This window comes from Cupriavidus sp. GA3-3, from assembly GCF_000389805.1.
GTDB lineage: Bacteria > Pseudomonadota > Gammaproteobacteria > Burkholderiales > Burkholderiaceae > Cupriavidus > Cupriavidus necator_D.
This window is the reverse complement of the sequence record NZ_KB944488.1, coordinates 1-21,550: the sequence shown is the minus strand read 5'-3', so window position 1 is coordinate 21,550 and position 21,550 is coordinate 1. Positions and strand designations below refer to the sequence as shown.

Here is a 21,550-nt window from a genome sequence, read left to right as displayed (position 1 = left end):
GAACTACATCGACTATGTGTCCTGCGTCTGATGCCCCCGGTTCGTCCACCCCGCCGGATACCGGCAGGGCCAATGACGTGGCGCTGACACGAAGCCAACGGCTCGGGCGAGATGTGATCGCCGGCTGCTCTATTGCCGGTCTGCTTCTGCCGGAAGCCGTTGCATACGCCGGCATCGCCAATCTGCCTGCGCAAGCTGGCTTGGTCGGCCTGCTAGTCGGGCTGGTGATATACGGCATTGTGGGCACGAGCCGCTTCGCGGTGGTGTCGGCCACCTCATCTTCCGCTGCGGTGCTGGCCGCGGCCACGCTGTCGACGAGCGGTGCCGATGCCGCGCTGCGCCTGGCGCTCGCCGCCGGGTTCGTGACGCTGGCCGGTGTCTTCCTGGTGCTGGCGGGCATAGCGCGTTTGGGCGGCATTACCGACTTCATTGCCAAGCCGGTGCTGCGCGGCTTCACATTCGGACTAGCGGTCATTATCATCCTCAGGCAAATTTCGAGCATCGCCGGGATCCACCCGACGCACAGCGACCTGCCACGTTTCACTTACCAGTTCCTGCACGAATCGGCGGGTTGGAACGTCAATGCGCTCGCCGCGTGCCTGGCGGCGCTGGCTTTGTTGTTCGCGCTGGCGCGCTTGCGGCGGGTGCCGGGACCGCTGGTGGTGATCGTGCTGGGCATCACAGCAGCCTATGCCACCGATCTGTCGCACTACGGCATTGCCGAAGTGGGCACGATTGATCTGGCAAATGTCACCATCGGCCTGCCCGACCTGCAGCGCGTACAGTGGTTGCGCGTTGGCGAGCTCGCCTTCGCGCTGGTGCTGATCCTGTATGCGGAATCGTACGGCTCGATCCGCAGCTTTGCGCTCAAGTACGGTGATGTGACCTCACCCAACCGCGACCTGGTCGCACTGGGTCTGGCCAATATTGGCTCCGGTTTGCTACATGGCATGGCAGTCGGGGCGGGCTATTCCGCCACGTCTGCAAATGAAGCAGCCGGAGCACAGTCTCGCCTGGCGGGTTGGTGCGCCGCAGCAGTCATCGCGCTGATTGTTGCCGCGCTGCTGCCGCAGCTTGCACGCACGCCCGAACCCGTGCTCGCGGCCATCGTGATACATGCCGTGAGCCATACGTTGCGTCTCGATGCATTCAGGCCCTACTGGACATGGCGCCGCGACCGGCTGCTGGTGGTTGCCGCATGTGTCGCCGTGGTCCTGCTTGGCGTGCTCGACGGACTGCTGGTGGCAATCGGGATCAGCCTGATGCTGACACTGCGTAGCTTCTCCGAACCAAGAGTCAGCGAATTGGGGCGCCTTGGCTCTAGCCACGACTACGTTGACATCGCGGCTCACCCTGAAGCCCGGACTCTGTCGGGCGTGCTGATCGTTCGACCGGAAGCGCCGATGTTCTTCGCCAATGCGGAACGCATGCTGGCCAGGGCGCGACACCTGCGCGAGGCAGCCGGGCCGGGGCTCCATACGCTTGTTTTCAGCATGGAGGAGACGCCGGACATCGATGGCTCGACGATCGAGGCGCTGCATACTTTCGCGTCCGAGGTGGCCGCCAAAGGCCAGCGCCTGCTGCTGGTGCGGCTTAAGCCACCCGTGCTGGCTGTCCTGACACGCGCGGCCAGCGAAACGCTGCCGCGCGAGTCACTGCATGAACTGAGCGTGGATGAGTGCGTCCGGTCACTGGGCCAGACGTGGGAACCTGCTTAGGGTGGCCTGAAGCTGCCATCGGTGGCCAACGCCCAAGACGCCGCCGGCAGCGCCACCCGGGGCGCCGTCACGGCCGCCCTCTCCCTCGAAGTCAACGGCAAGCCGCTCGCAGAGGTGTTCCGCGTGACATGCGTCCCCGGCAGGGTAGCGCTTCGGGACGCCCCATGCCGTCCTGGCTCGTTGTGAAAGCAGCTTCAGCAGCCGTGCTTCGTCGGCACGCAGGCGGCTGACGATGACGATCATGCCCCGGCGTGACATCGTCAAATACTAGCTTCAGCATCAGCGGCACCGCTACGGCGCAGGCGTCCATTCCAAGACGGTGGAAGACCTGATCCGAACAGCTGTCGGATGCGCAGTGTCACCAAGCGCCGCGCACTTATGCGATTTCTGCATAACCATGCGCTGCGCCGCGACACTTCATGAAATCTTGGCATCGAACGCGCTCCGGGCACGGCCGATTCCCTAGACTTCGGCCATAGTGCTGAAACCAATTTACGCGAGGAGCGTAACCATGACTGCCGGACTCTTCAGAACCGAACATGACCTCCTGGGTGACCGTGAAGTCCCTGTCCAGGCCTACTACGGCGTGCATACGTTGCGCGCCGTCGAGAATTTCCCTATCACAGGCACCCCGATCTCCATCTACCCGGAGCTGATCAAGGCGCTGGCTGCGATCAAGCAGGCCGCGGCGCAGGCCAACCATGAGCTGGGCCTGCTCGACCAGGCGCGCTGCGACGCAATCGTCGGCGCCTGCCAGGAGTTGATTGCCGGGAAGCTGCACGACCAGTTCGTCGTCGATGTCATTCAGGGCGGCGCCGGCACCTCGACCAACATGAACGCCAACGAGGTGATCGCCAACCGCGCGCTCGAACTGCTCGGCCATCAGAAGGGCGAGTACCAGCACCTGCACCCGAACGAGCACGTCAACATCGGCCAGAGCACCAACGATGTCTACCCGAGCGCGCTGAAGGTCGCTACGTGGTTCGGTATCGCCGGTCTTGTGGACGCCATGGCGGTGCTGCGACGGGCCTTCGAGGCGAAGGCCGACGAGTTCGCTCACATCATCAAGATGGGCCGCACCCAGTTGCAGGACGCCGTGCCGATGACGCTCGGCCAGGAATTCAGCACCTACGCCGTGATGCTCGGAGAAGACGAGGCGCGCCTGCGCGAAGCCGCGATGCTGATCTGCGAGATCAACCTCGGTGCCACCGCGATCGGCACCGGCATCACCGCGCATCCGTCGTATGCGCCGGTGGTGCTGCGGCGCCTGCGCGAGATCACCGGCATCCCGCTGGAGACCGCGCCCAATCTGATCGAGGCCACGCAAGACTGCGGCTCCTTCGTGCAGCTCTCCGGCGTGTTGAAGCGCGTTGCCGTGAAGCTGTCGAAGACCTGTAACGACCTGCGGCTGCTATCCAGCGGTCCACGCGCTGGCCTGGGCGAGATCAACCTGCCGCCGATGCAGGCCGGCTCGAGCATCATGCCCGGCAAGGTGAATCCGGTGATCCCCGAAGTCGTGAATCAGATCGCCTTCGAAGTCATCGGCAATGACGTCACTGTCAGCTTTGCGGCCGAGGCCGGCCAGCTCCAGCTCAATGCGTTCGAGCCGATCATCGCACACAGTCTGTTCAAGAGCGTCAGCCATCTGCGCAACGGCTGTCTGACGCTCGCCGAGCGCTGCGTCAAAGGCATCACCGCGAATGCCGACCGGCTGCGCGCCACGGTCGAGAACTCGATCGGCGTCGTGACGGCGCTCAACCCCTACATCGGCTATGCGAACGCGACCGCCGTTGCGCAGGAAGCGCACGCCACGGGCGGCAGCGTCTATGAAATCGTCTTGCGCAAGGGCTTGCTGTCGAAAGAGGAACTCGACCGCATCCTGCGCCCCGAGACGCTGACCCAGCCGGTGCCGCTGGACTTGCATGGGAAGTCGTTTGTCCGATGACAACCCGAGCCCGCTTCAATGGGAAGACTGGCCCGCCGGTCCGGCTCCAGGATACAAGTCCCGCCGCCCTGCGATCCCGTGCAGCAAGCCCTGTGCAGCAAGTGGCGGCCTTATTAGCCCGACGAGCGCTGCAAGCGCATCGATACCGAAAAGCTGTCGGCGGGATGCACCGTCACCGAGACTTCAAAGGTCTCGCCCGCCGCATCCATATAGCGCCGCACGATCTTCGGCGCCGCGGCTCCAGGCTCCAGCCTGAGCGCGTCAGCGACGTGCCGGTCGCTGACCGCAACCGCGCGCATCGTGCGGGACTCCGAATAGAAAAAGCCCGCAGTTACGCGGGCTCAAAGCTAGTTTCTTGCTATTTGGTGCCGGTCTATGCCGGACGCCGGATCACTCCCACTCTATCATCAGCAGGCCGCCAAAAGCCGCGTGGTTAAAGGGATGCCTGAGATCGACTTCAGGCCTTACCGTCGCTTTTACCGTCAACCGCGCAGGGCATTTGCTGGCGCGGGAGATGGAGCGAATGCCTCGGCAGCGGCACAAGCGGCTTCCGGATGCGGGCGCCAACGCATGTGTCAGCTATGCACGGCCAGGTTGCGCCAGCGTCCGGTGGCGCCCTGCCCGTGATTGGAGATGCTGCCCTTGCCGCCTTCGATAGGCTTGAGCGTCATCAGCCCCACGCCAGGCGTGACGCTCCGGACCTCCACCGGGATATCGGACACGGCATACATGCGCTTGCCGTCCAGCCACCATTCGCAAGCGCGCGCCTTCCGGTCGAAGCGGATCTCGTACCGGTGAAACCCGCCTGGACGGGGCTGCGCCATCAGCGGGGACTGCACCACATGGATCCAGTCCGCGCCCGTGGGTACGATGCCCGGCAAAGCGAGTCGCTCATAGACGACGCCGATGCATTTTCCCGACATGATGAAATCGAACACCATGCCAGTTTCGAAATCCCCGAGGCTTAAAACGGCGAAGCCATCGAGCAGGTCATCGGGATTGCCGTTGTGGTTCTCGCAGGCCATCTCCCATGAAATCGTCGTGCCGCCCGTCTCCGAGAGCGGCACCGGCTTCTGCATCACCATGAGCAGCTTCGGGTTGTCGAACATCTGCACGTGGTCATGCCGGATCCGGAATGTTTCGATGCTCGCCTCCAGCACGCCGTCCGAGGCCTTCAGCTGCAGGTCGGGATCGCGAAACGTCCAGGTAGCGCCGTCGCCGGCGGGCAACTCAAGCGTGCGCCAGGTTTCCGGCGCCGGCTGCCCGGAAGTGAATGGATCGAGAATGGTGGTTGGCATGTCGTGGTCTCCGTAGCGCTGAAGTCAGGAAAAGCTGCGGCCTTCAAAGGCCGCGATCTGGGATTGGCCGACAGGCCAACCTGCGACAGTTTCCGCCACGAAATCCTCATAGCTGCGCGGGGAGCGCCCGAGCAGACAGGCAAGACGGTCGAGCTCTTCATCGGTGGCGACCAGGCCATCGGTCTGCCAGGCGGTGAACATCATCTTCAGGTCCAGTGCGAACCACTGGGGGGCCCCATGGGTGAGCTGTTGCTGCTCCCACTGCTCCATGTCATGGCCGCCATACGTAATCGCCTTGCCCAGCACGGCCGACCATAGGGCCGCGGCACGCTTGCCGGTAAATGGCTCCGGTCCGGCAATGGTGTAGGCCTGTCCGTCATGGCCATCGGTGGTCAGCACGATGGCCGCGGCCTCGGCAATATCCCGCACATCGCACAGCGATGCGCCCAGGTCACCGAGCGGCTGCGGATAGATGGCATGCCCAAGCAAGGCGTCCCGGTACCAGTAGTCGTTCTGCATGAACACATTGGGACGAAGAAAGGTGTAGGACACGCCGGAGTCTCGTATCACCGACTCGATCAGCAGCTTCGAGCCGATATGCGGCACATGGCGCGGGGGCCTTGCGGTCTGGTGCACCGACAGGTAAACGATGCGCTTCACGCCGGCCGCGTGTGCCAGCGCCACGGCCGTCAGCCCTTCGTGCGCCTCGCTCGGGATGCCCGCCAGCAGCAGGAAGAGCGCATCGATATCCTCGAACGCCGGCCGGAGATCGGAGGGGCTGAGAAGGTCGCCCACCACGGCCTCCACGTGCGGCGAGATCGCCCTGGCGCGTTCCGCGCTGCGCGTCAGGACTTTGACCTGCACGCCTCGCACGAGCAGCTCGCGCACCACCCGGCTGCCGGTCGTGCCGGTACCGCCTGTCACCATGATTTTCATTACCGCTCCTCTTCTCTATGTGTTGGTGTTGGATTTCAGTGCCGGGCGCCGGATGCGCCGTTGGCGATTGCATCAACGGGCACCGGCGATCTTCCGGCCCTGCCTTCCGGCAGCAGCACCCATGCCAGCGCCGGCAGCAGGATCAGGGCGCCGAGCATGTTCCACAGGAACATGAAGGCGAGCAGGACGCCCATATCGGCCTGGAACTTGATTGGCGACAGCGTCCAGGTGGCCACGGCAATTGCCAGCGTCACGCCGGTCAGCATCACCACCTTGCCGGTGAAGCGCAGCGCGCACCGGTAAGCCTGCGGCAGGCTGGCGCCGGCACGCAGTTCGGCCAGCACGATCGTCATGATGTAAAGCGCGTAGTCCACGCCTATGCCGACGCCCAGTGCGATGACCGGCAGCGTCGCCACCTTGACGCCAAGACCCAGCGCCACCATGAGTGCCTCGGCCAGCACCGAGGTAAGCACCAGCGGCACCACAGCGCACACTGCCGCGCGCCAGGAGCGGAATGTCAGCATGCACAGGACGATCACCGCGCCGTAGACCCAGAACAGCATCTCGCGGCTGGCTTGCCGCACGACAATATTGGTGGCCGCCTCGATCCCCGCGCTGCCCGCCGCCAGCATGAAGCGTGCGTGCTGGCTGTCGTGCGATGCGGCGAAGGCTTCCACCGCGCTCACCACCCTGGCCAGCGTCTCGGCGCGGTGGTCCTGCAGATAGACATAGAGCGACAGCAGGTTGCACGCCTGGTTGAAGCTCTCGCGTGGCGATCGGTTGGCGGCCGTATTGAGCGTGGCCTGGTTCTGCACCAGCTCGTACCACTTCGGGCTGCCCTCGGCCATGCCCGCGACGATACGGCGCGCCAGCAGCGCCAGCGAGTTGGTGCCTTCCACGCCCGGCAGCTGCCTGAGCTGCCACTCGAGCGCATCCACCTGCCTGAGCGTGGCGTAGTCCGCGCAGTGCCCGTCCGGCGTGCGCACCATCACCACCAGCAGGTCGCTGCTGGCTGCGTAGTTGGCCCTCATGAAGCGGTCATCGCGGTTGTAGCGCGAGTCTGCGCGCAGTTCCGGCGCGCCTTCATCGAGATCGCCTACCTGAAGATGCTGGCTGACCAGATATCCGCCCAGGCCGAGCACGGCTGCCGGCAGCAATGCAGACAGGGCCCACCGCGCAGTGGTAAAACGCTCCAGGAAACGCCACGGACCGCCGACCTGTGCCGGGGTGTCTTGCGAGCGCAGCGCCCTGGCGGCCGCATTCGCGTCCACGCCGGTGTATGACAGCAGCACCGGCAGCAACACCAGATTGGTGAAAATCAGAATGGCCACGCCCAGGCTTGCCACTACCGCCAGCTCCTGGATCACCGGAATGCGGATCACGAGCAGCACCGCGAAGCCGACTGCATCGCACAGCAAGGCGGACAACCCCGCCATGAACAAGCGCCGGAAGGTATAGCGCGCCGCCACGAGCCGGTGCATGCCGCGCCCGATGTCCTGCATGATGCCGTTCATCTTTTGCGCGCCATGGCTCATGCCGATGGCAAACACCAGGAAGGGCACCAGCACCGAGTAGGGATCGAGCGCATACCCCAGCAGCGGCAGCAGCCCAAGCTGCCAGACCACCGCCAGCAGCGATGTCAGCACCACCAGCAGCATGCTGCGCAGGCAGCGCGTGTACCAGAGCACCGCCGCAGCGGCAATCGCCACGGCCAGGGCGAAGAACACCATGACCTCGCCGATGCCGGTGATCAGGTCGCCCACCACCTTGGCGAAGCCGGTGACGTGAATGCGGATATCCCTGGTCTCGTACTTCTGCCGCACGGCTTCGAGCGCATCCGAGAAGCGCTTGTAGTCGAGCGCCTGTTCGTCCCTGGGGTCTCGCTCCAGCAGCGGCAGGAAGATGATCGACGACCGATAGTTGCCCGCGACCAGCTGGCCGATTTCGCCCGAGCGCTCCACATTGCGCCGCACCTGCTCCACGGTCTGCGCCGAGCCGTCATAATCGTCGGGAATCACCGTGCCGCCTTCCAGGCCCTCCTCGGTCACGCCTAGCCAGCGCGTGTTCGCAGTCCAGAGCGACTTCTGGTAGGCGCGGTCGACACCCGGAATGAGGAAGAGCTCGTCGTTGATCTTCTTGAGCCGGTCCAGATACCCGGCATCGAATATCGTCCTTTCACGCGTCTCCACCGCGACGCGCACCGAATTACCCAGACCGCTCAGATCCGCCTTGTTCTGCAGGTAGTTCTGGATATACGGATGCGCGGCCGGAATCATCTTCTCGAAGTCGGCGTTCAGCTGCACCCGCATCGCCTGCCAGCCGAGCAGCACGGTGACGATGACGCACAGCGCCACGATCCAGGCGCGGTGATTGAAGATGAGGCGCTCGACCACCGAGCCCGAGCCGGCGTCGAAATCCTGGATATGCTGCACTACCTGCCAGTCGGCCTGGCATGCCTTGCTAAGCTTCTCATGCATGAGAGGAAACTCCGGTTTGCATCACTGCCTGCCGGCTGTTGCTGGCACCGCCGAACTGCCGCGTGCGCCCACCAGCACGATCCGGTCGCCCTGCTGCGCTGCGCCGGCGAAGGGTTGCGGATGATCCGGCACCACGCGCACGAAGGCCTCCGGGCGCACCAGCTCGCTCACGAACAGTTCGCCGGCCTGGGTCGCCAGCGCTGTCCGGCCGTCTGCAAGGGCCACGCCGCCGGTGATTGCGGCGGTGGTGCCGAGTGCCAGCTTCGACCAGTTCGCGCCCTGGTCGGTCGAGCGGAAGGCATTGCCGCGCAGGCCGTAGACGATGACGCCGCCATCGGCCTGCACCAGTACGCCGAAGAACGTGCCCCGATATGGCGAGACCAGCGGCCGGAAGGTTTCGCCAGCATCGGCCGAGCGCAGCAACAACCCTTGCTCGCCCGCGATGTACAGGTCGCGCCCCGCTCCCGCAATGCCATAGAGATGCAGCGATTTGGGATTGGGAATCCGGTCCTGCCACGGCACCCAGCGCCTGCCGCCATCGGTGGTGCGAAACGCAAGGTTGAAGGCGCCCACCACCAGTGCAGTGCTGGCGTCGGCCGTGTACAAGTCGAGGAATGGCTTGTCCGGCCCGTCCTCCACCAGTTGCTGCGCCTCGGCTCGCCGGGCGGGATCTTTCCCCGCGGCTGCCAGCATCAGACGGGCGGCGGCTTCACCATCAAGCTGCCGCGACCATGTGAGGCCGCCATCGGCTGTGTGCAGCACCGTGCCGGCGTGGCCGGTTGCCCAGCCCTCCTGCGGCGTGGCGAAGTGGACTGAAGTGAGCGTGACATCGGTTGGCGCACTAGCGTGGCGCCAGTGCCGGCTGCCATCGTCGGACAGCACCACCGTGCCGCGCTCGCCTACCGCCACCAGGCGCGTGCCGGCGCTCGCCACGCCAACCAGCGCCGCATCCTGGCGGAAAGCGCGTACCGGGCCCGCCGCCGCGGCGCCCTGCACCAGCGCGGCCGCCGTGGCGGCGCCAGCCAGCAGCAGGGCCAGGCGGCCCGCGCCGCGCCGCCGCGGCGTTTTCGTGCATGCAAACATGGCATTCGTCTCCACGTGGACCATCGCCGGCGTGCTAGCGCACGCCCTCGCCGGCCAGGGCCTCTGGCGAGAAGTAGCTGGAAGGAATGCGGTCGAGCAGCTTGTAGTGATAGCGGAAGCCGGGGCTGCCATAGTCCGGGAATGCTGCGGCCAGGTAGGCACCGGAAAGCAGGTTGTAGATGCACCACGAACTGGTGGCGTTGACGAAAGGGCCCTCGGGCACCACATACGGCATGGCGACCTGTACGCGCCACAACTGGCCCTGTGCATCCCAGCCCTCGCCCAGCACGGCGGCCCAGGTGTCCTCATCGAGATACAGGCGGCGCTTGGGCACGACATGGCGCTTGCCCGGCGCCAGCTCGGCCTCCACCACCCAGACGCGATGCAATTCCCAACGCATCGAATCGGGGTTGGCATGATGCGGCATCAGCAGCTGTTCAAGCGAAAGGCCCTTCTGGTAAACCTTGTTGTTGTTGTAGGGGATGTAGATCTCTTTCTTGCCAACCAGCTTCCAGTTGTAGCGGTCCAGCTCGCCCAGGAAGACAAAGGCCTCGTCGAAGTAACTCTGGCCGGAATTGATGTCGTCCGGCGTGTCGTAGCCAAGCGTGGGCGCCTTGCGCACGCGGCGCTGCCCGGTGAGATATTCCCAGGCCTGGCGCGGCCGGTTTACCGCATCGACCAGCAAGAACTGCGAACCGGCCTTGAGCGGCGGCTCGGTGGTGAAGATGCGCAGCTGCTGCGACTCGCCGGTGAACTTGTCCACGGCACCGCCCTTCTCGTAGTACGGGTACTGCGACTTGTTGTAGCCCTTAGTGGCCATGATCAGCTTGCCGTCCGGCGTGCCGACGTAGTTCACGAAGTAGCTGGAAATGGTCTCGCCCGTCCATTGCAGCTTGTGGTTCCACATGGCCTCGTTGCCGTTCTTCGGAATCGGAAATGGAATGCCGCCATAGGCGCCTTCCACCCACAGGCCGTTATCGGTAGTGCGGGCACGGGTGGCGTTCTGGAAGGTGTTGTCGTAAACCCATTGCGGCGCGGCCGCCGTGCGCCGGGTCGGGTAGACGTCAAGCCTGAATGTGTCGGGATACTTCTTCAGCAGTCCCTTGACGCCCTCGCTGAGCTTGTCGGCGTACTGCGCGGCGTTCTTCGCGTCGATCTTCAGGAGCGGCTTGTCGGCAGCGAACAGGTCGGGCGGCGGATCGCCGCTCTTGTAGTTCGGCGGCATCTGGGTATGCCCGCCCGTCCATGCGGGAATGCTGCCGTCCTTGTTGCCTGCGCGCTCAGCGCCCAAGGGCGTGAGCGTGGACTTGAGCGCGGCAGCTTCCTGCGCGCTGACCATGGCCAGCGCGGGCTGCGCCGCCAGCATGGCTGCGGCGAGCCAGGGCGTCACGATGGTCACGATGGAAAAGGGCTTCATCAATTGTCTCCTCTGTTTCAGAACGCGCGCTGGATCGTCAGCGACACGAAATCCCGGTCCTTGAAAGTCTGGCCGTAGGAATACGCCTGGCTGGCGGCGTTCGGCGGGGTCAGCACGGTCGCGGCCGGGCCGAAGTAATGGGTGTAGTTGAGGCCAATGTTCCAGACCTGCTCGTAGACGCCATTGACACCCACGCTCAGGTCGCCGCCGCGATGCACGCCGAAGCCTGGGTTGAGCACCGACGACTTGCCGAACAGGCCGTAGCCAATGCCGATCGGCACGTTGATGTCGAGGCCGTTGATGACCTGGTAGTAGGCGGGCTGGAACACCATGCGGATGGCCCCCGCATCGCGCGTCGCGTTGGGGTCCAGCGTGCCGGCATTGCGGGTTACGCCCAGGCGCCGGTTCCACGCAATCTCGCCGACGATGCTGCCGCCCTCCCACAGCGCCGTGGGCGGCAGCAGGTTGATCCACGAAATCTGCCCATGCAAGGTGTCACCCACCGGGTACAGCGGATTGCCGGCGTTGTTGGCGCTCATGCCGGGCGGCACGAACACCGAGCCACCGCGCGCGACCAGTGGCATGTTGTGCCGGTAAGAGAGCTCGCCAGCCACGTTGGCAGTGCCCAGCGTGGTGGAGAAGCTGGTGCCGATCACCTTGATGTCTTCCGGGAACACCAGCTGGTACTGGCCGAGCTTGCCGGCAGCCAGGTCCTGCCCGGCAAAGCTGGTGTACACGACCGGATCCTTGGAGTGGAAATTCGCCGCGTAAAGCCCGAACTCCGCATCAAGGCCGCGCGGACGGTAGCGCAGCTGCATACCGCCCTGGCCGGACGACTTCGCCTTGATGTCGCCGGTGCGGCTGAAGTACGCACCGGGACCGGCAAGAATGCGCTCGCCACCGGCGTCGAGGATATCCACAGCGGAAAAATAGCTGCCCACGCCCGGCAGGCGGTTGCGCTCCCAGTCGAACTGGTAGTAGCCGCCCGCGGCCAGGTTCGGCGTGACCTGGACTTGCCCTGAGACCTGTGGCACCGGCCGGATCAGTTCCTTGAACTGTGTGTTCGGCACCGACAGCAGCTTGACCAGGTCGATCGGCGACTGCGCCGCCGCAATGCCGTTGTTGCCGAAAAAGAGGCTCTCGCCGTACAGCACCGAATGCTGCCCCAGCCGCATGCTCACGGGCATTCCGCCCACTTCGACCTTGCCGAAGGCAAAGGCATCCAGCAGCTCCACATTGCGGCCGTTGATGGTACGCGTACCGCTGGGGAAGCGGTCGTGCGGCACCGATGCGGCGTTGGCGGTGGCGGCAGAGTCGTTGTCGTTGCCGCGGTTGTAGACGTCGTCGTACCATGCCGCGCCGCTCACGCGCACGCCGAAATTCCGGTAGCTGACGTCGAACTCCGAGAGCAGGTCGACCCGGTTCGAGATCAGCCCCCAGCGGCGGAAGTTGCGGTCGCCATCGTCGGCGTTGGCATCGGCCGTCAGGGTGGCAGAGCGGTCCTTGAGGCGCTGGGCCACGCTGTACTTGATGGTGTTGTCCCAGCGGATCGTCAGGTCTTCGTTATCGGTCGGAATCTGGAAAGCATGTGCAGGCGGTGCGGGCAGTGCGCACAAGGCCAGGGCCAGCGCGCTGGCGGCGCGGGCCTGGAAGGTGTTGGCGTTCAAGATGGTCTCCTCGCTACTTTATTTTTGTGTGTGCCGTATCGGCGGCGGCTCCCCGCTTTGTGGGCGCTTACCGCTGCATGGCCGCCTCGCTCGGATGGATGCCGTACTCGCGCGTATCGAGCAGTGCGGATGCCTCCAGCGCTACCGGCGTAAGGCGCAGCGTCGGCCGCGTCTCCAGCAGCCATGCCTGGTAGCCTTGCGGCACATTCTCGCTGGGCCCCTGGTGGATGACTCCCTTCGGCACCCAGCTCACCGTGCCGGGCTCGCTCACGTCACCCCATGCGCCCGGACCGGCGTGGTAGAGAATCACTTCGTCGAAATCGGCATTGACATGGATCGGCGGGCGCTGCGTGGTGCGCGCGCAGAGCGTGTAGATCATGATCTCGCCGTCGTCGGAGGTGATGAACTGGAACGGCGGGCCGCCATGCGGCAGGTACGTGCCGACCTGCACGTTGGCCAGGTTCACCTTCCACACCGGCACGTTCCCGTACACGTGCGCCACCGCGCGCAGCGGGTCCTGCGGCAGCCGGAACACCGTGGGACCATCCTCGGCCTTCAGCACCAGCGTCACCTCTGTCGGCACGTGGCCGTCTTGTTGCGGTTCAACCCTGGCGTAGTGCACGTCGCGCGCGAAGTTGATCATGCCGGACGGGGTCTGGGGGTTCAGGCGCAGCGGCGAGGGGCTTTCGACGATGAACCGCCACGCCGGGCCGCCCTGCGGCGTCGTGCGGTAGGCCACCGAGCGCGGAATGCAGACAAAATCCCCGGCCTGCGCGTCCAGCACCCCGCAATCGGTTTCGAATCGCACCTCCCCGCGGTGCACGAAATGCAGTTCGTCGGCCTCGACGTTGCGTACCACAACGGAGGCCCCCTGATCCTGGTGCGCGGCGCTCAGTTGCACCCCTTTGCGCGAGCTGGCAACCGGCACCGGCATGGCAAGCGCATCATCGCCGTGAGACATCGCCAGCTTGTCCAGCTGGAAGCGGCGCGGCGCGTGCGGCCCCTGTGCCGACAGGTAGGCCGGCGCGTAGTGCGGGCGCAATACCATCGAGCAGGTGCCGTTGAAGCCGTCACGCGTCCACAGCTCGCCCTGCCCCGCCGCGTCGCCATCGCCGGGCGCCGGCCCGAATCGGTTGTCTTTCACGCTACCCCTCCTTCTTACGTTGTGCTTCGGACAAATACGGAGTCGAATCCATTTGGTTCGACAACGGATGATTTGCTTCCCAGACCTTGCCGGCGGGTGATGGTAAACTCGCCTCGCCTGACAAAGCGGAGAATGTAAGCGTGGCCACCAGCCAAACCAAGCCCACCACGAAAGCCGGCAAGCCGGAGCCTGCCGGAACCCACCCTCCGGTATTCGATCTCGGCGGCCGCAGCATCGCCTGGCATGTGCGCGACCTGCACCGGCTGTTCACCAGCCACCTGCAAGCCCTGATGACTGACGAAGGCGCTTCGGTGGGGCATTGGTACTACCTGCGCGTGCTGACGGAGCAGAACGGGCTGACGCAACTGGAACTCAGCCGGCGCGTCGGGCTGGCCGCGACCACCTCCGTGCCCGCGCTCGACAGCATGGAAAAGCAGGGCCTGGTCAAGCGCGTGCGCGACACCGAGGACCGGCGGCGCAGCTTTGTGTTCATCACCGACCAGGGCCGCGCCCTGGTCGAGCGGCTGATGCCCGCGATCACGGCGCTGCTTGAGCACGCCGTCGACGGTGTCTCCGAGCGCGAGCTCAAGAGCTTCCTGAAGGTCATGGTGCGCATCGAGGAAAACCTGCACACGGCAGCGCCAAGCCTCAGCGAAGTGAACGACTGAAATTCCTGGTGCGCCGGTCATACCCGATGCACCTCCAGGGTCGAAGGGTGCAGCAGTTCCTCGACCCGCACCCGGCGCGGCGACAGCCCCTGCGCATGGTGGTACTGCAGGAATGCGTCGAGCGTATGCAGGTTCTGCGCCGCGCCATAGCTCCAGTAGTCCTGCCCCATCAGACCCTGCATGAACTGCATGGTCTCCTGCGCGAGCGGCAGGGTGATGGCGGATGCGGCGATCTCGGACAGCGATGACATCGCCACCGCCTTGGCGCGCTCGAAGGCCTTGAGCAGCGTGCCCGGCAGCCACGGATGCGCGTGCACCAGTTCGCGCCGCACGCCCAGCAAGTGCATGATGGGAAAGATGCCGGTGCGCCGATAGTAGTCGCTGGCGGCCTGCACCGGGTCCGGGAACAGTCTGCCTACGCCGAGATGGCCCTGCACCCAGCATGAGGGCGGACGCGGCGCGATCAGGGCATCGATCTCGCCCGCCGCCAGCATCGCGTTGAGCGTCGCGCCGTCGGGCGCGCTCTCCAGCCGCACATCGGCAGGCAGCGCAAGCTCGATCTTCTCGACCCGGCCCGGCTGCTCCTGCCCGCCGCGTATCCACTGCAGTTCGGCCGGCCGCACGCCATAGTCCTCTTCGAGCATCGCGCGCACCCAGACGCAGGCGGTCAGCTGGTACTCCGGCACGCCCACGCGCTTGCCACGCAGGTCGGCCGGCTCGCGGATGCCGCGGTCGGAACGGATGTAGATGGCGGTGTGCCGGAAGGCGCGCGACAGAAACACGGGCACGCCGACATAAGGACAGGATTCGCGCGCCGTCTTGACGGTGAAGCTGCTCAATGACAGCTCGCAGATATCGAACTCGGCATGCCGGAACGCACGAAAGAAGATCTCTTCCGGATCGAGCGCAAGGAAGACCGGGTCGACACCATCGATCGGTACCCGCCCGTCCAGCAGTGCGCGCGTGCGGTCGTAGTCGCCCATTGCCAGCGACAGGTTCAGCTTGCTCATATCAGATCTCGCCTTTGCGTAAGTCCGTTCCGCCCGCTGCTCATGCAGAGCGGACCCAGAGGTTGCGCCAGCGCCCGCTGGCGCCTTGCCCGTGGTTCGACACGCTGCCGACGCCCGCCACGGCCGGCTTCAGCGTGAACAGGCCAAGCCCCACCACCACGCTGCCGATATCCACCACGATATTGCGCACGGCATACATGCGCCTGCCATCCACATGCCACGTGCAGGTGCGTGCCGGGCGGTCGAGGGTGATCTCGTAGCGATGGAACTCGCCCGGGTGGTTCTGTGCCAGCAGGGGCGACTGCACCACGTGCAGCCAGTCGCCGCCGGCAGGCGTCACACCCGGGATTGGCAGCCGCTCATGCACCACGCCGATCTGCGTGCCGGAGATGATGAAGTCGAACACCATGCCGTTGGCCAGGTCGCACACATTGAAGCCCGCAAAGCCATCGAACAGGTCATCCGGGTTGCCGTTGTGGTTCTCGCACGCCATCTCGCAGCCGATGGTGAGCACGCCGCCTTCGGCGATCGTCAGCGCCTCGCGCTTGACCAGGAAATGCTTGGGGTTGTCGAACATCGGTATGAGCGCGTGCTGCCGCGTGAACCTGTCCACCTGTATTTCCAGAACGCCGCCTTCGGCCTGCACGCGCGCGCCGGGCTCCTCGTAGCGCCACATGCCGCCGTCCGGCATGGGCATCTCCAGCACCTGCCACACTGCCGGATCGGGCGCGCCGGTCCGCAAGCCGTCCAGCGGGCGGGACGTCATGCCGGCACCTGCGCGGCGGTTGCCACGCCTGCACGGGCGGGCTTGCCGATCATGCGGCGATAGGCGTCCGCGCTGGCCGGGCGGCGGCCATGCAGCTCGGCAATGTCGCGGGCCATGCGGAACATCTCCAGGTTGTCGCGCAGACGCACATCGCTGTTGGGGTATTTCCACGGCGTGTCCTCGGTGCCGACGCGGATGTTCAGGCCCATCATGGTGGCCAGCGTGGTCATGTAAAGCGTGGAGCGTCCCGCGGCGCAGACGGTGATGACCGAGGCAGGATCGATCTGGCGGATCTGGTCGACCATCATGAACATGTGGCGAGCCATGTCCTGCGCGTTGCTGGCCCAGGTGCCCGAGATCAGCGTACGGCCGACGTTGAACGGCAGCCCGTACAGGATGATCCAGTTGTAAGGGCCCTTCAGGATGCCGGTATCGATCAGCTTGCGCTTGGCCAGTTCGATCTCGCCGGAACTGTGGATCACGATCTCCGGCTTGACACCGTGCTGTTCCAGCGTGCGCACCGCCGGCACCATGAAGGCATCCGGGTGTCCCGCGGCGCACGGCGCGACTTCCGCCAGCCCGGCCCGGGCGGGGCTCATGCAGATATCGAACGTGCTGCCGTTGAGCACGTTCAGGTTGGCGACGAACTCATGGCCAAAACGGTCGCGCAGCGGGCGCAGCACGGCGCCGTACGCATCCACCGGCGGAACGTCGCGGTCCAGGCGCCGTCCCTGGCGATCGGTGACCATCGAGAAATCGATATGCACGCCGCAAGCGCCGGCCTCGATGACTTCGGAGGCCGCATCGACATAGGCTTCGATGGAAGTCGGATGGCCCTCTTCCTGGCTATCGCTGAAGCGGCCTGACACGGCGACGTTGATGGCGATCTCAGACGGCACCTCCCACTTCGGCTGGAGCTCCGCCCCGGCAACGAACTGGTAGTCGTCCATTTCGCGCTTCGCGGCTTCCCACAACGAAATTCCTTCCTGCATAGCTCACCTCGTTTTGTTGGCTGATGGGTGGTTCTCCGGCCCGTTCGTTCCGGAGAACCAAAAACTTCCACTTCCGATAATTGGATTTCGGCTCCTTTGGATACAGCGGTTGCCGGAGTCGGTCGGCTCAGACCCTCCCCATCGTGGCCGCGTCGGCGGCAACCGCGCGGGGCGCATACAGCCAGTCCACCGGGGCGAAGCTGTTGTCTTCCCGCGCCGACAGCAGCGCATTGCGCACCTCGGCGCCGATATGGCCGAGGTGGATGAAATCGCCGAACCAGCGCGCCGTGAGTTGCACGCGCGCGGTGCGCAGCCGCCTGGCCTGCTGGTAGGCCAGCAGGCCGCCCGGCACGTCGCTGGCGTGACGGTTCAGCGCATCGGCCAGCGTGCCCGCATCCTCGATGGCCTGGGCCGCACCCTGTGCGAGGTATTGCAGCATCGGGTGAGCGGCATCGCCCAGCAGGGCAATGTGATTGCGCGTCCAGTCGGCGATGGGATCGCGGTCGTACATGGGCCAGCGCCGGTTGGTGTGGATCAGGCTGATCGCGTCGCGCACGGGTGCGCAGGCATTGGCGAAGCGCGCCTCCAGTTCGTCCACCGTGCCCCAGTCGTCCGTGGACGGATCGAAGCGGTAGCTGCGGAACACTGCCACCTGGTTATAGAGCTCGCCGCGGCGCACCGGATACTGGACCAGGTGCATGTCATGGCCGGTCCACATCACCACGTTGTCCAGCCCGGCATGCTGGGGCATCTTCTCGATCGGCAGGGTGCCACGGTAGGCCACGTATTCCGAGCACACCGGTGCGCCGTCGTCCGCAATCATGCGGCGCACGGTGGAGTGCAGCCCGTCCGCACCGATCAGCGCCTTGCAGCGATAGACCGAGCCGTCGGCGCAGCGGACCTCGGCGCCGTCGCCCAGATCCTGCACCGCCACCACGTCGCGGCTGGTTTCCAGCGTGATGCGGGCGTCGCGCTGGCACGCGTCCAGCAGCGCGGCGAGCAGGTCGCTGCGGTGCATCACCAGGTAGGGATAGCCATAGGCCTGCCGGAAGCTGGCACCCAGGTCCAGCGCGGTCAGCCGGCGGCCGCTCATCGCATCCATCCACACCAGCTGGCGCGGGAACACCGCGCTTTGCCAGACGGCATCGAGCACACCCAGGCGGTCGAGCATGCGCGACGCGTTGGGCGCCAGCTGCAGGCCGGCGCCAACCTCACTGAACTGCGCAGCGCGCTCGAGCACGTGCACCGTGCGGCCGGACTGGGCCAGGGCGAGCGCCGTGGCAAGGCCACCGATGCCGCCCCCCACGATCAAGGTCTGGATCTTGTTGCTGTCGTTCATGAAAGATATCCGTGTGCGGTGAACTCAGGCGGCGCGTACCGGGACACGCATGGCGCCGATGCCTTCGATGCTGGCCTCGATCAGGTCCCCAGGCACCACCGGCCCCACGCCGTCCGGGGTGCCGGTGTAGATGACGTCGCCGGGATGCAGGGTGTAGTAGGACGATGCCCAGGCAATCAGCTGCGGAATGCCGACCACCAGATCACGTGTGTTGGCCCGCTGGCGCAACTCGCCGTTGACGCGCAACTCCAGCTCCAGGTTCGCCGGGTCTGCGATCTCGTCGGCGGTGACCAGCCACGGGCCAAGCACCGAATAGCTGTCGATCGATTTACGCAACGAGCGCTCCTGCGGGCCGCGCACTGTCATGTCCAGCCCGATGGCATAGCCGGCTACGTGGTCCATTGCACGGTCCACCGAAACACGGTCCGCGGTGCGGCCGATGACCACCGCCAGCTCCAGTTCGTGGTCGTTGCGGCGGTCGGTGTGGCGCAGCGTCACGCCCTCGCCTGGACCGGCGAGTGAACTCGATGCCTTGAGGAACAGCCCCACCTCCTGGATGCGCTGCAACTGGTGCGCGTGGAAGGTTGCGGGATCGGCCTGCGCCTCGGCCAGGTGGCTGAGATAGTTGACCGGCGCCGCGGCCAGCTTTGACGGATTGGCCACCGGGCTGAGCAGGCACAGGCCGGACAAGGCGCGGCGCGGTGCCGCATCCAGCAGGCGCGGCGCGTGCTCGCGAATGAGCGGCAGGTGCGCAACGAGCGAATCGCCCATGGGGAATGGCCAGCGGTGTGAGGGCAGCATCTCCAGGACGGGCGAGATATCCGCCACGAAGTGGTCCTCGACGATGCCGAGGCGCTCGCCCCGGTCATCCTGGAATCGGCAAAATCGCATGGTGCAGGCAGGTTGAAGGATTGATCGGTGCTGTTCAGGCCAGCTGGCGTTCCTGGAAGAAGCCCAGCTTCTTCTGCAGGGGCGCGTCGTCAACGCGAATCAGGAAGGCAGGCTGCCCGTGCGTGGCGCGGTGCGAGACACAGGCAAACGTAGTGCTGCTGAAGGTGTCGCCCGCGCTCCAGTCGAAAACGTGATCGTCGACTCGGCTCTCGCCGCTTCCCTCGACAACGTGAAACACAGTGCTGGCCGACGTGGGCACCGCCTGCCAGTGCTGGCCCGCGCCGATCATCATCGCCGTGAAGCCGAGAATGGGCAGACAGTCCTGCCCGGTCTCGGGGTTAACGTAGGCCAGCTCCGCGCAGGCCTGACCTGTCGCAGCGGCCAGCCGCTCCAGCGCAGCCCTGGCGGTCTGCCACGGATAGCGCAGCATCGGATAGGCATTCTCGCGACGCCAGGCCTGCGGCGGCCGCAAGCCCTGGCGCAGCAGTTCGGACGTCAGCGTCATCAGGGGCTCTTCGGCATTGCAGCCGGCATGACCGCCCTCGGCATAGGCTGATTCCGCGGCGGTGAACACCGGCAGATCCAGCACATCGAGCCAGGTCACCGGACCCTCGCCGTCGTGGCCGTGGTCGTGCCACTGGCCGCCTGGCGTGAGGATGATGTCGCCGCGCTCCATTTCGCAGCGCTGCCCGTTGACGATGGTGAAGCCGCCACGGCCTTCGATGACGATGCGCGCCGCGCTCGGCGAATGGCGGTGCGTGGGGGCGGTCTCGCCGGGCAGCAACAACTGGATGCCCGCGTAGAGCGTGCCCGTCGCCGACATCGCATGCGGGCCACGGCCAGGATCGCTGAGCACGATCACGCGGCGCTCGGCCTGCGCAACCGGCACCAGGCGCCCGGCTTCCAGCAGCAGCGGACGCACATCGGCATAGCGCCAGCGGTGCGGACGCGTAACACCCGCGGGGCGGCCGTGCGGCAGCGCCCCCTTGAGGAAGTCCCACAACGGAGCCAGTGCGTGATCGAGCAGCGCTGCGCGGAATTCTTCGGGCAACGAGGCAGCCTCGCCGGCATTCCGGCCCTGTGTGTTCGAGGGGATGGCCTGATTTATCATTTGCATCGAATCGTTCTATATCGAATCAATGCATGTATGATAATCAGCGTGCCTCACATATCCACTGGGGTAAACGTCAGGGTAGGGTCGATCCCACCTGCCGGACCAATCCGCAAAGAGGGCAAGATGGACCAATCCAATCTCGACGAACTGATCTACAACAAGCCGGGCCATCTCATCCGCCGGCTGCACCAGATTGCCACCTCTTTTTTCCACGAAGAGACCGGTGGCTTCGATACCACGCCCGTGCAATATGCTGCGCTGGCGGCGGTGCGCGCCTATCCGGGCATCGACCAGCTCAGGCTGGCCAACGCCATCGGCTTTGACCGCACCACAATTGCCGGTGTGGTGGAAAGACTGGAGGGAAAGAGACTGATCTCGCGCTCACCGGGCATCGCCGATCGGCGTACCAAGCTGCTCTCGCTGACGGCAACTGGTGCGGCGCTGCTGCAGGACATCTACCCGGGCACGGAGCGCGCCCAGGCCCGCACGCTGGCAGGTTTGGATCAGGCGGAGCGTGCACTGTTCGTCGCCTTGCTGCAACGCGTGGTGGCGGCCAATAGCGAGAACAGCCGGGTGCCGGTGTCACCGCCGCCCGCGCGCCGTCCCGAACTTTGATCACGCCGCGACAGAAGACCATACTTCCGCCATCCTGTCCGGACCTGTCAGAAATTTTGTGTTTAGGGCATAACATGTCGCCAAGGAGCATGTATGCCACGCAAGACGAAGACCAGCCAAGCCGCAGGCCGTGAACTGCCGGCTATTCCCGAGGACCTGATCGCTCATTTCGTTAAGGGTCCGATGACCGCCGAAGCGGTTCAGGACGCCTCGATGGCATTCAAGAAGGCCCTGATCGAGCGGGCCCTAGGCGCCGAGCTAGGCCATCACTTGGGCTACCAGCCGGGCGCGGAGCGCCCGGCTGGCACAGCCAACCAGCGCAACGGCAAGAGCGCCAAGACCGTTCTAACCGAGGATGGCCCGCTGCGGGTCGACATCCCGCGCGACCGCGACGGCAGCTTCGATCCGATCCTGATTCCCAAGCACGAACGGCGCTTCACTGGGTTCGATGACAAGATCATCGCCATGTA

Annotated in this window: 19 protein-coding genes; 5 read left to right on the top strand and 14 right to left on the bottom strand. The window is 65.5% G+C overall.

What is annotated here, in order from left to right; genetic code table 11:
• Positions 1 to 14: 14 nt before the first annotated feature.
• The gene (locus C265_RS21135) at positions 15 to 1,718 is read left to right on the top strand and encodes a SulP family inorganic anion transporter (protein WP_081645144.1); all 1,704 of its coding nucleotides are present in this window, start codon (positions 15 to 17) and stop codon (positions 1,716 to 1,718) included.
• A gap of 511 nt (positions 1,719 to 2,229) precedes the next feature.
• On the top strand, positions 2,230 to 3,663 hold the full coding sequence (gene aspA, locus C265_RS21130; RefSeq protein WP_010809932.1) for an aspartate ammonia-lyase: 1,434 nt from the start codon (positions 2,230 to 2,232) through the stop codon (positions 3,661 to 3,663).
• Positions 3,664 to 3,776: 113 nt separating this feature from the next.
• Here aspA and C265_RS21125 read toward each other — a convergent pair whose 3' ends face one another.
• From C265_RS21125 to C265_RS21090, 8 genes are all read right to left on the bottom strand, one after another.
• Positions 3,777 to 3,962, bottom strand: a complete 186-nt coding sequence (locus tag C265_RS21125) for a UTRA domain-containing protein (protein ID WP_010809931.1) — start codon at positions 3,960 to 3,962, stop codon at positions 3,777 to 3,779.
• Between the two features lie 276 nt (positions 3,963 to 4,238).
• Positions 4,239 to 4,961 carry a DUF6081 family protein gene (locus C265_RS21120; RefSeq protein ID WP_010809930.1) on the bottom strand — a complete coding sequence of 241 codons (723 nt, stop codon included), beginning with the start codon at positions 4,959 to 4,961 and terminating at the stop codon, positions 4,239 to 4,241.
• Positions 4,962 to 4,985: 24 nt separating this feature from the next.
• Positions 4,986 to 5,897, bottom strand: coding sequence for an SDR family oxidoreductase (locus C265_RS21115; protein ID WP_010809929.1), 912 nt, complete (start codon positions 5,895 to 5,897; stop codon positions 4,986 to 4,988).
• Positions 5,898 to 5,932: 35 nt separating this feature from the next.
• Complete coding sequence (locus tag C265_RS21110; RefSeq protein WP_010809928.1) at positions 5,933 to 8,374, bottom strand: RND family transporter; 2,442 nt, start codon at positions 8,372 to 8,374, stop codon at positions 5,933 to 5,935.
• Positions 8,375 to 8,395: 21 nt separating this feature from the next.
• Complete coding sequence (locus tag C265_RS21105; protein WP_010809927.1) at positions 8,396 to 9,457, bottom strand: YCF48-related protein; 1,062 nt, start codon at positions 9,455 to 9,457, stop codon at positions 8,396 to 8,398.
• 34 nt (positions 9,458 to 9,491) lie between these two features.
• A complete protein-coding gene (locus C265_RS21100; protein ID WP_010809926.1) occupies positions 9,492 to 10,874 on the bottom strand; it encodes a DUF1329 domain-containing protein in 1,383 nt (460 codons plus the stop codon).
• Between the two features lie 17 nt (positions 10,875 to 10,891).
• Entirely contained in the window at positions 10,892 to 12,541 is a 1,650-nt protein-coding gene (locus C265_RS21095) for a DUF1302 domain-containing protein (protein WP_010809925.1), read from the bottom strand.
• Between the two features lie 67 nt (positions 12,542 to 12,608).
• On the bottom strand, positions 12,609 to 13,685 hold the full coding sequence (locus C265_RS21090; RefSeq protein WP_010809924.1) for a homogentisate 1,2-dioxygenase: 1,077 nt from the start codon (positions 13,683 to 13,685) through the stop codon (positions 12,609 to 12,611).
• 140 nt (positions 13,686 to 13,825) lie between these two features.
• Between C265_RS21090 and C265_RS21085 the strand changes: the two genes are divergently transcribed.
• Positions 13,826 to 14,353, top strand: coding sequence for a MarR family winged helix-turn-helix transcriptional regulator (locus C265_RS21085; RefSeq protein ID WP_010809923.1), 528 nt, complete (start codon positions 13,826 to 13,828; stop codon positions 14,351 to 14,353).
• A gap of 17 nt (positions 14,354 to 14,370) precedes the next feature.
• Here the strand turns inward: C265_RS21085 and C265_RS21080 are convergent, their stop codons facing one another.
• The 6 genes from C265_RS21080 to C265_RS21055 form a co-directional block, all read right to left on the bottom strand.
• A complete protein-coding gene (locus tag C265_RS21080) occupies positions 14,371 to 15,363 on the bottom strand; it encodes a 4,5-dihydroxyphthalate decarboxylase PhtD (RefSeq protein ID WP_010809922.1) in 993 nt (330 codons plus the stop codon).
• 40 nt (positions 15,364 to 15,403) lie between these two features.
• On the bottom strand, positions 15,404 to 16,129 hold the full coding sequence (locus tag C265_RS21075) for a DUF6081 family protein (RefSeq protein WP_010809921.1): 726 nt from the start codon (positions 16,127 to 16,129) through the stop codon (positions 15,404 to 15,406).
• Entirely contained in the window at positions 16,126 to 17,121 is a 996-nt protein-coding gene (locus tag C265_RS21070) for a 3-keto-5-aminohexanoate cleavage protein (RefSeq protein WP_010809920.1), read from the bottom strand. Before C265_RS21070 ends, C265_RS21075 begins: the two co-directional genes overlap by 4 nt.
• A gap of 127 nt (positions 17,122 to 17,248) precedes the next feature.
• On the bottom strand, positions 17,249 to 18,460 hold the full coding sequence (locus tag C265_RS21065; protein ID WP_010809919.1) for an FAD-dependent monooxygenase: 1,212 nt from the start codon (positions 18,458 to 18,460) through the stop codon (positions 17,249 to 17,251).
• Positions 18,461 to 18,484: 24 nt separating this feature from the next.
• Complete coding sequence (locus C265_RS21060; protein ID WP_010809918.1) at positions 18,485 to 19,351, bottom strand: fumarylacetoacetate hydrolase family protein; 867 nt, start codon at positions 19,349 to 19,351, stop codon at positions 18,485 to 18,487.
• Between the two features lie 34 nt (positions 19,352 to 19,385).
• A complete protein-coding gene (locus tag C265_RS21055; RefSeq protein ID WP_081050282.1) occupies positions 19,386 to 20,468 on the bottom strand; it encodes a cupin domain-containing protein in 1,083 nt (360 codons plus the stop codon).
• Between the two features lie 120 nt (positions 20,469 to 20,588).
• Here C265_RS21055 and C265_RS21050 point away from each other — a divergent pair, with 120 nt between their 5' ends.
• A complete protein-coding gene (locus tag C265_RS21050) occupies positions 20,589 to 21,080 on the top strand; it encodes a MarR family winged helix-turn-helix transcriptional regulator (protein ID WP_010809916.1) in 492 nt (163 codons plus the stop codon).
• 93 nt (positions 21,081 to 21,173) lie between these two features.
• A partial coding sequence (locus tag C265_RS21045; protein WP_010809915.1) for an IS256 family transposase occupies positions 21,174 to 21,550 on the top strand: 377 nt, incomplete at its 3' end.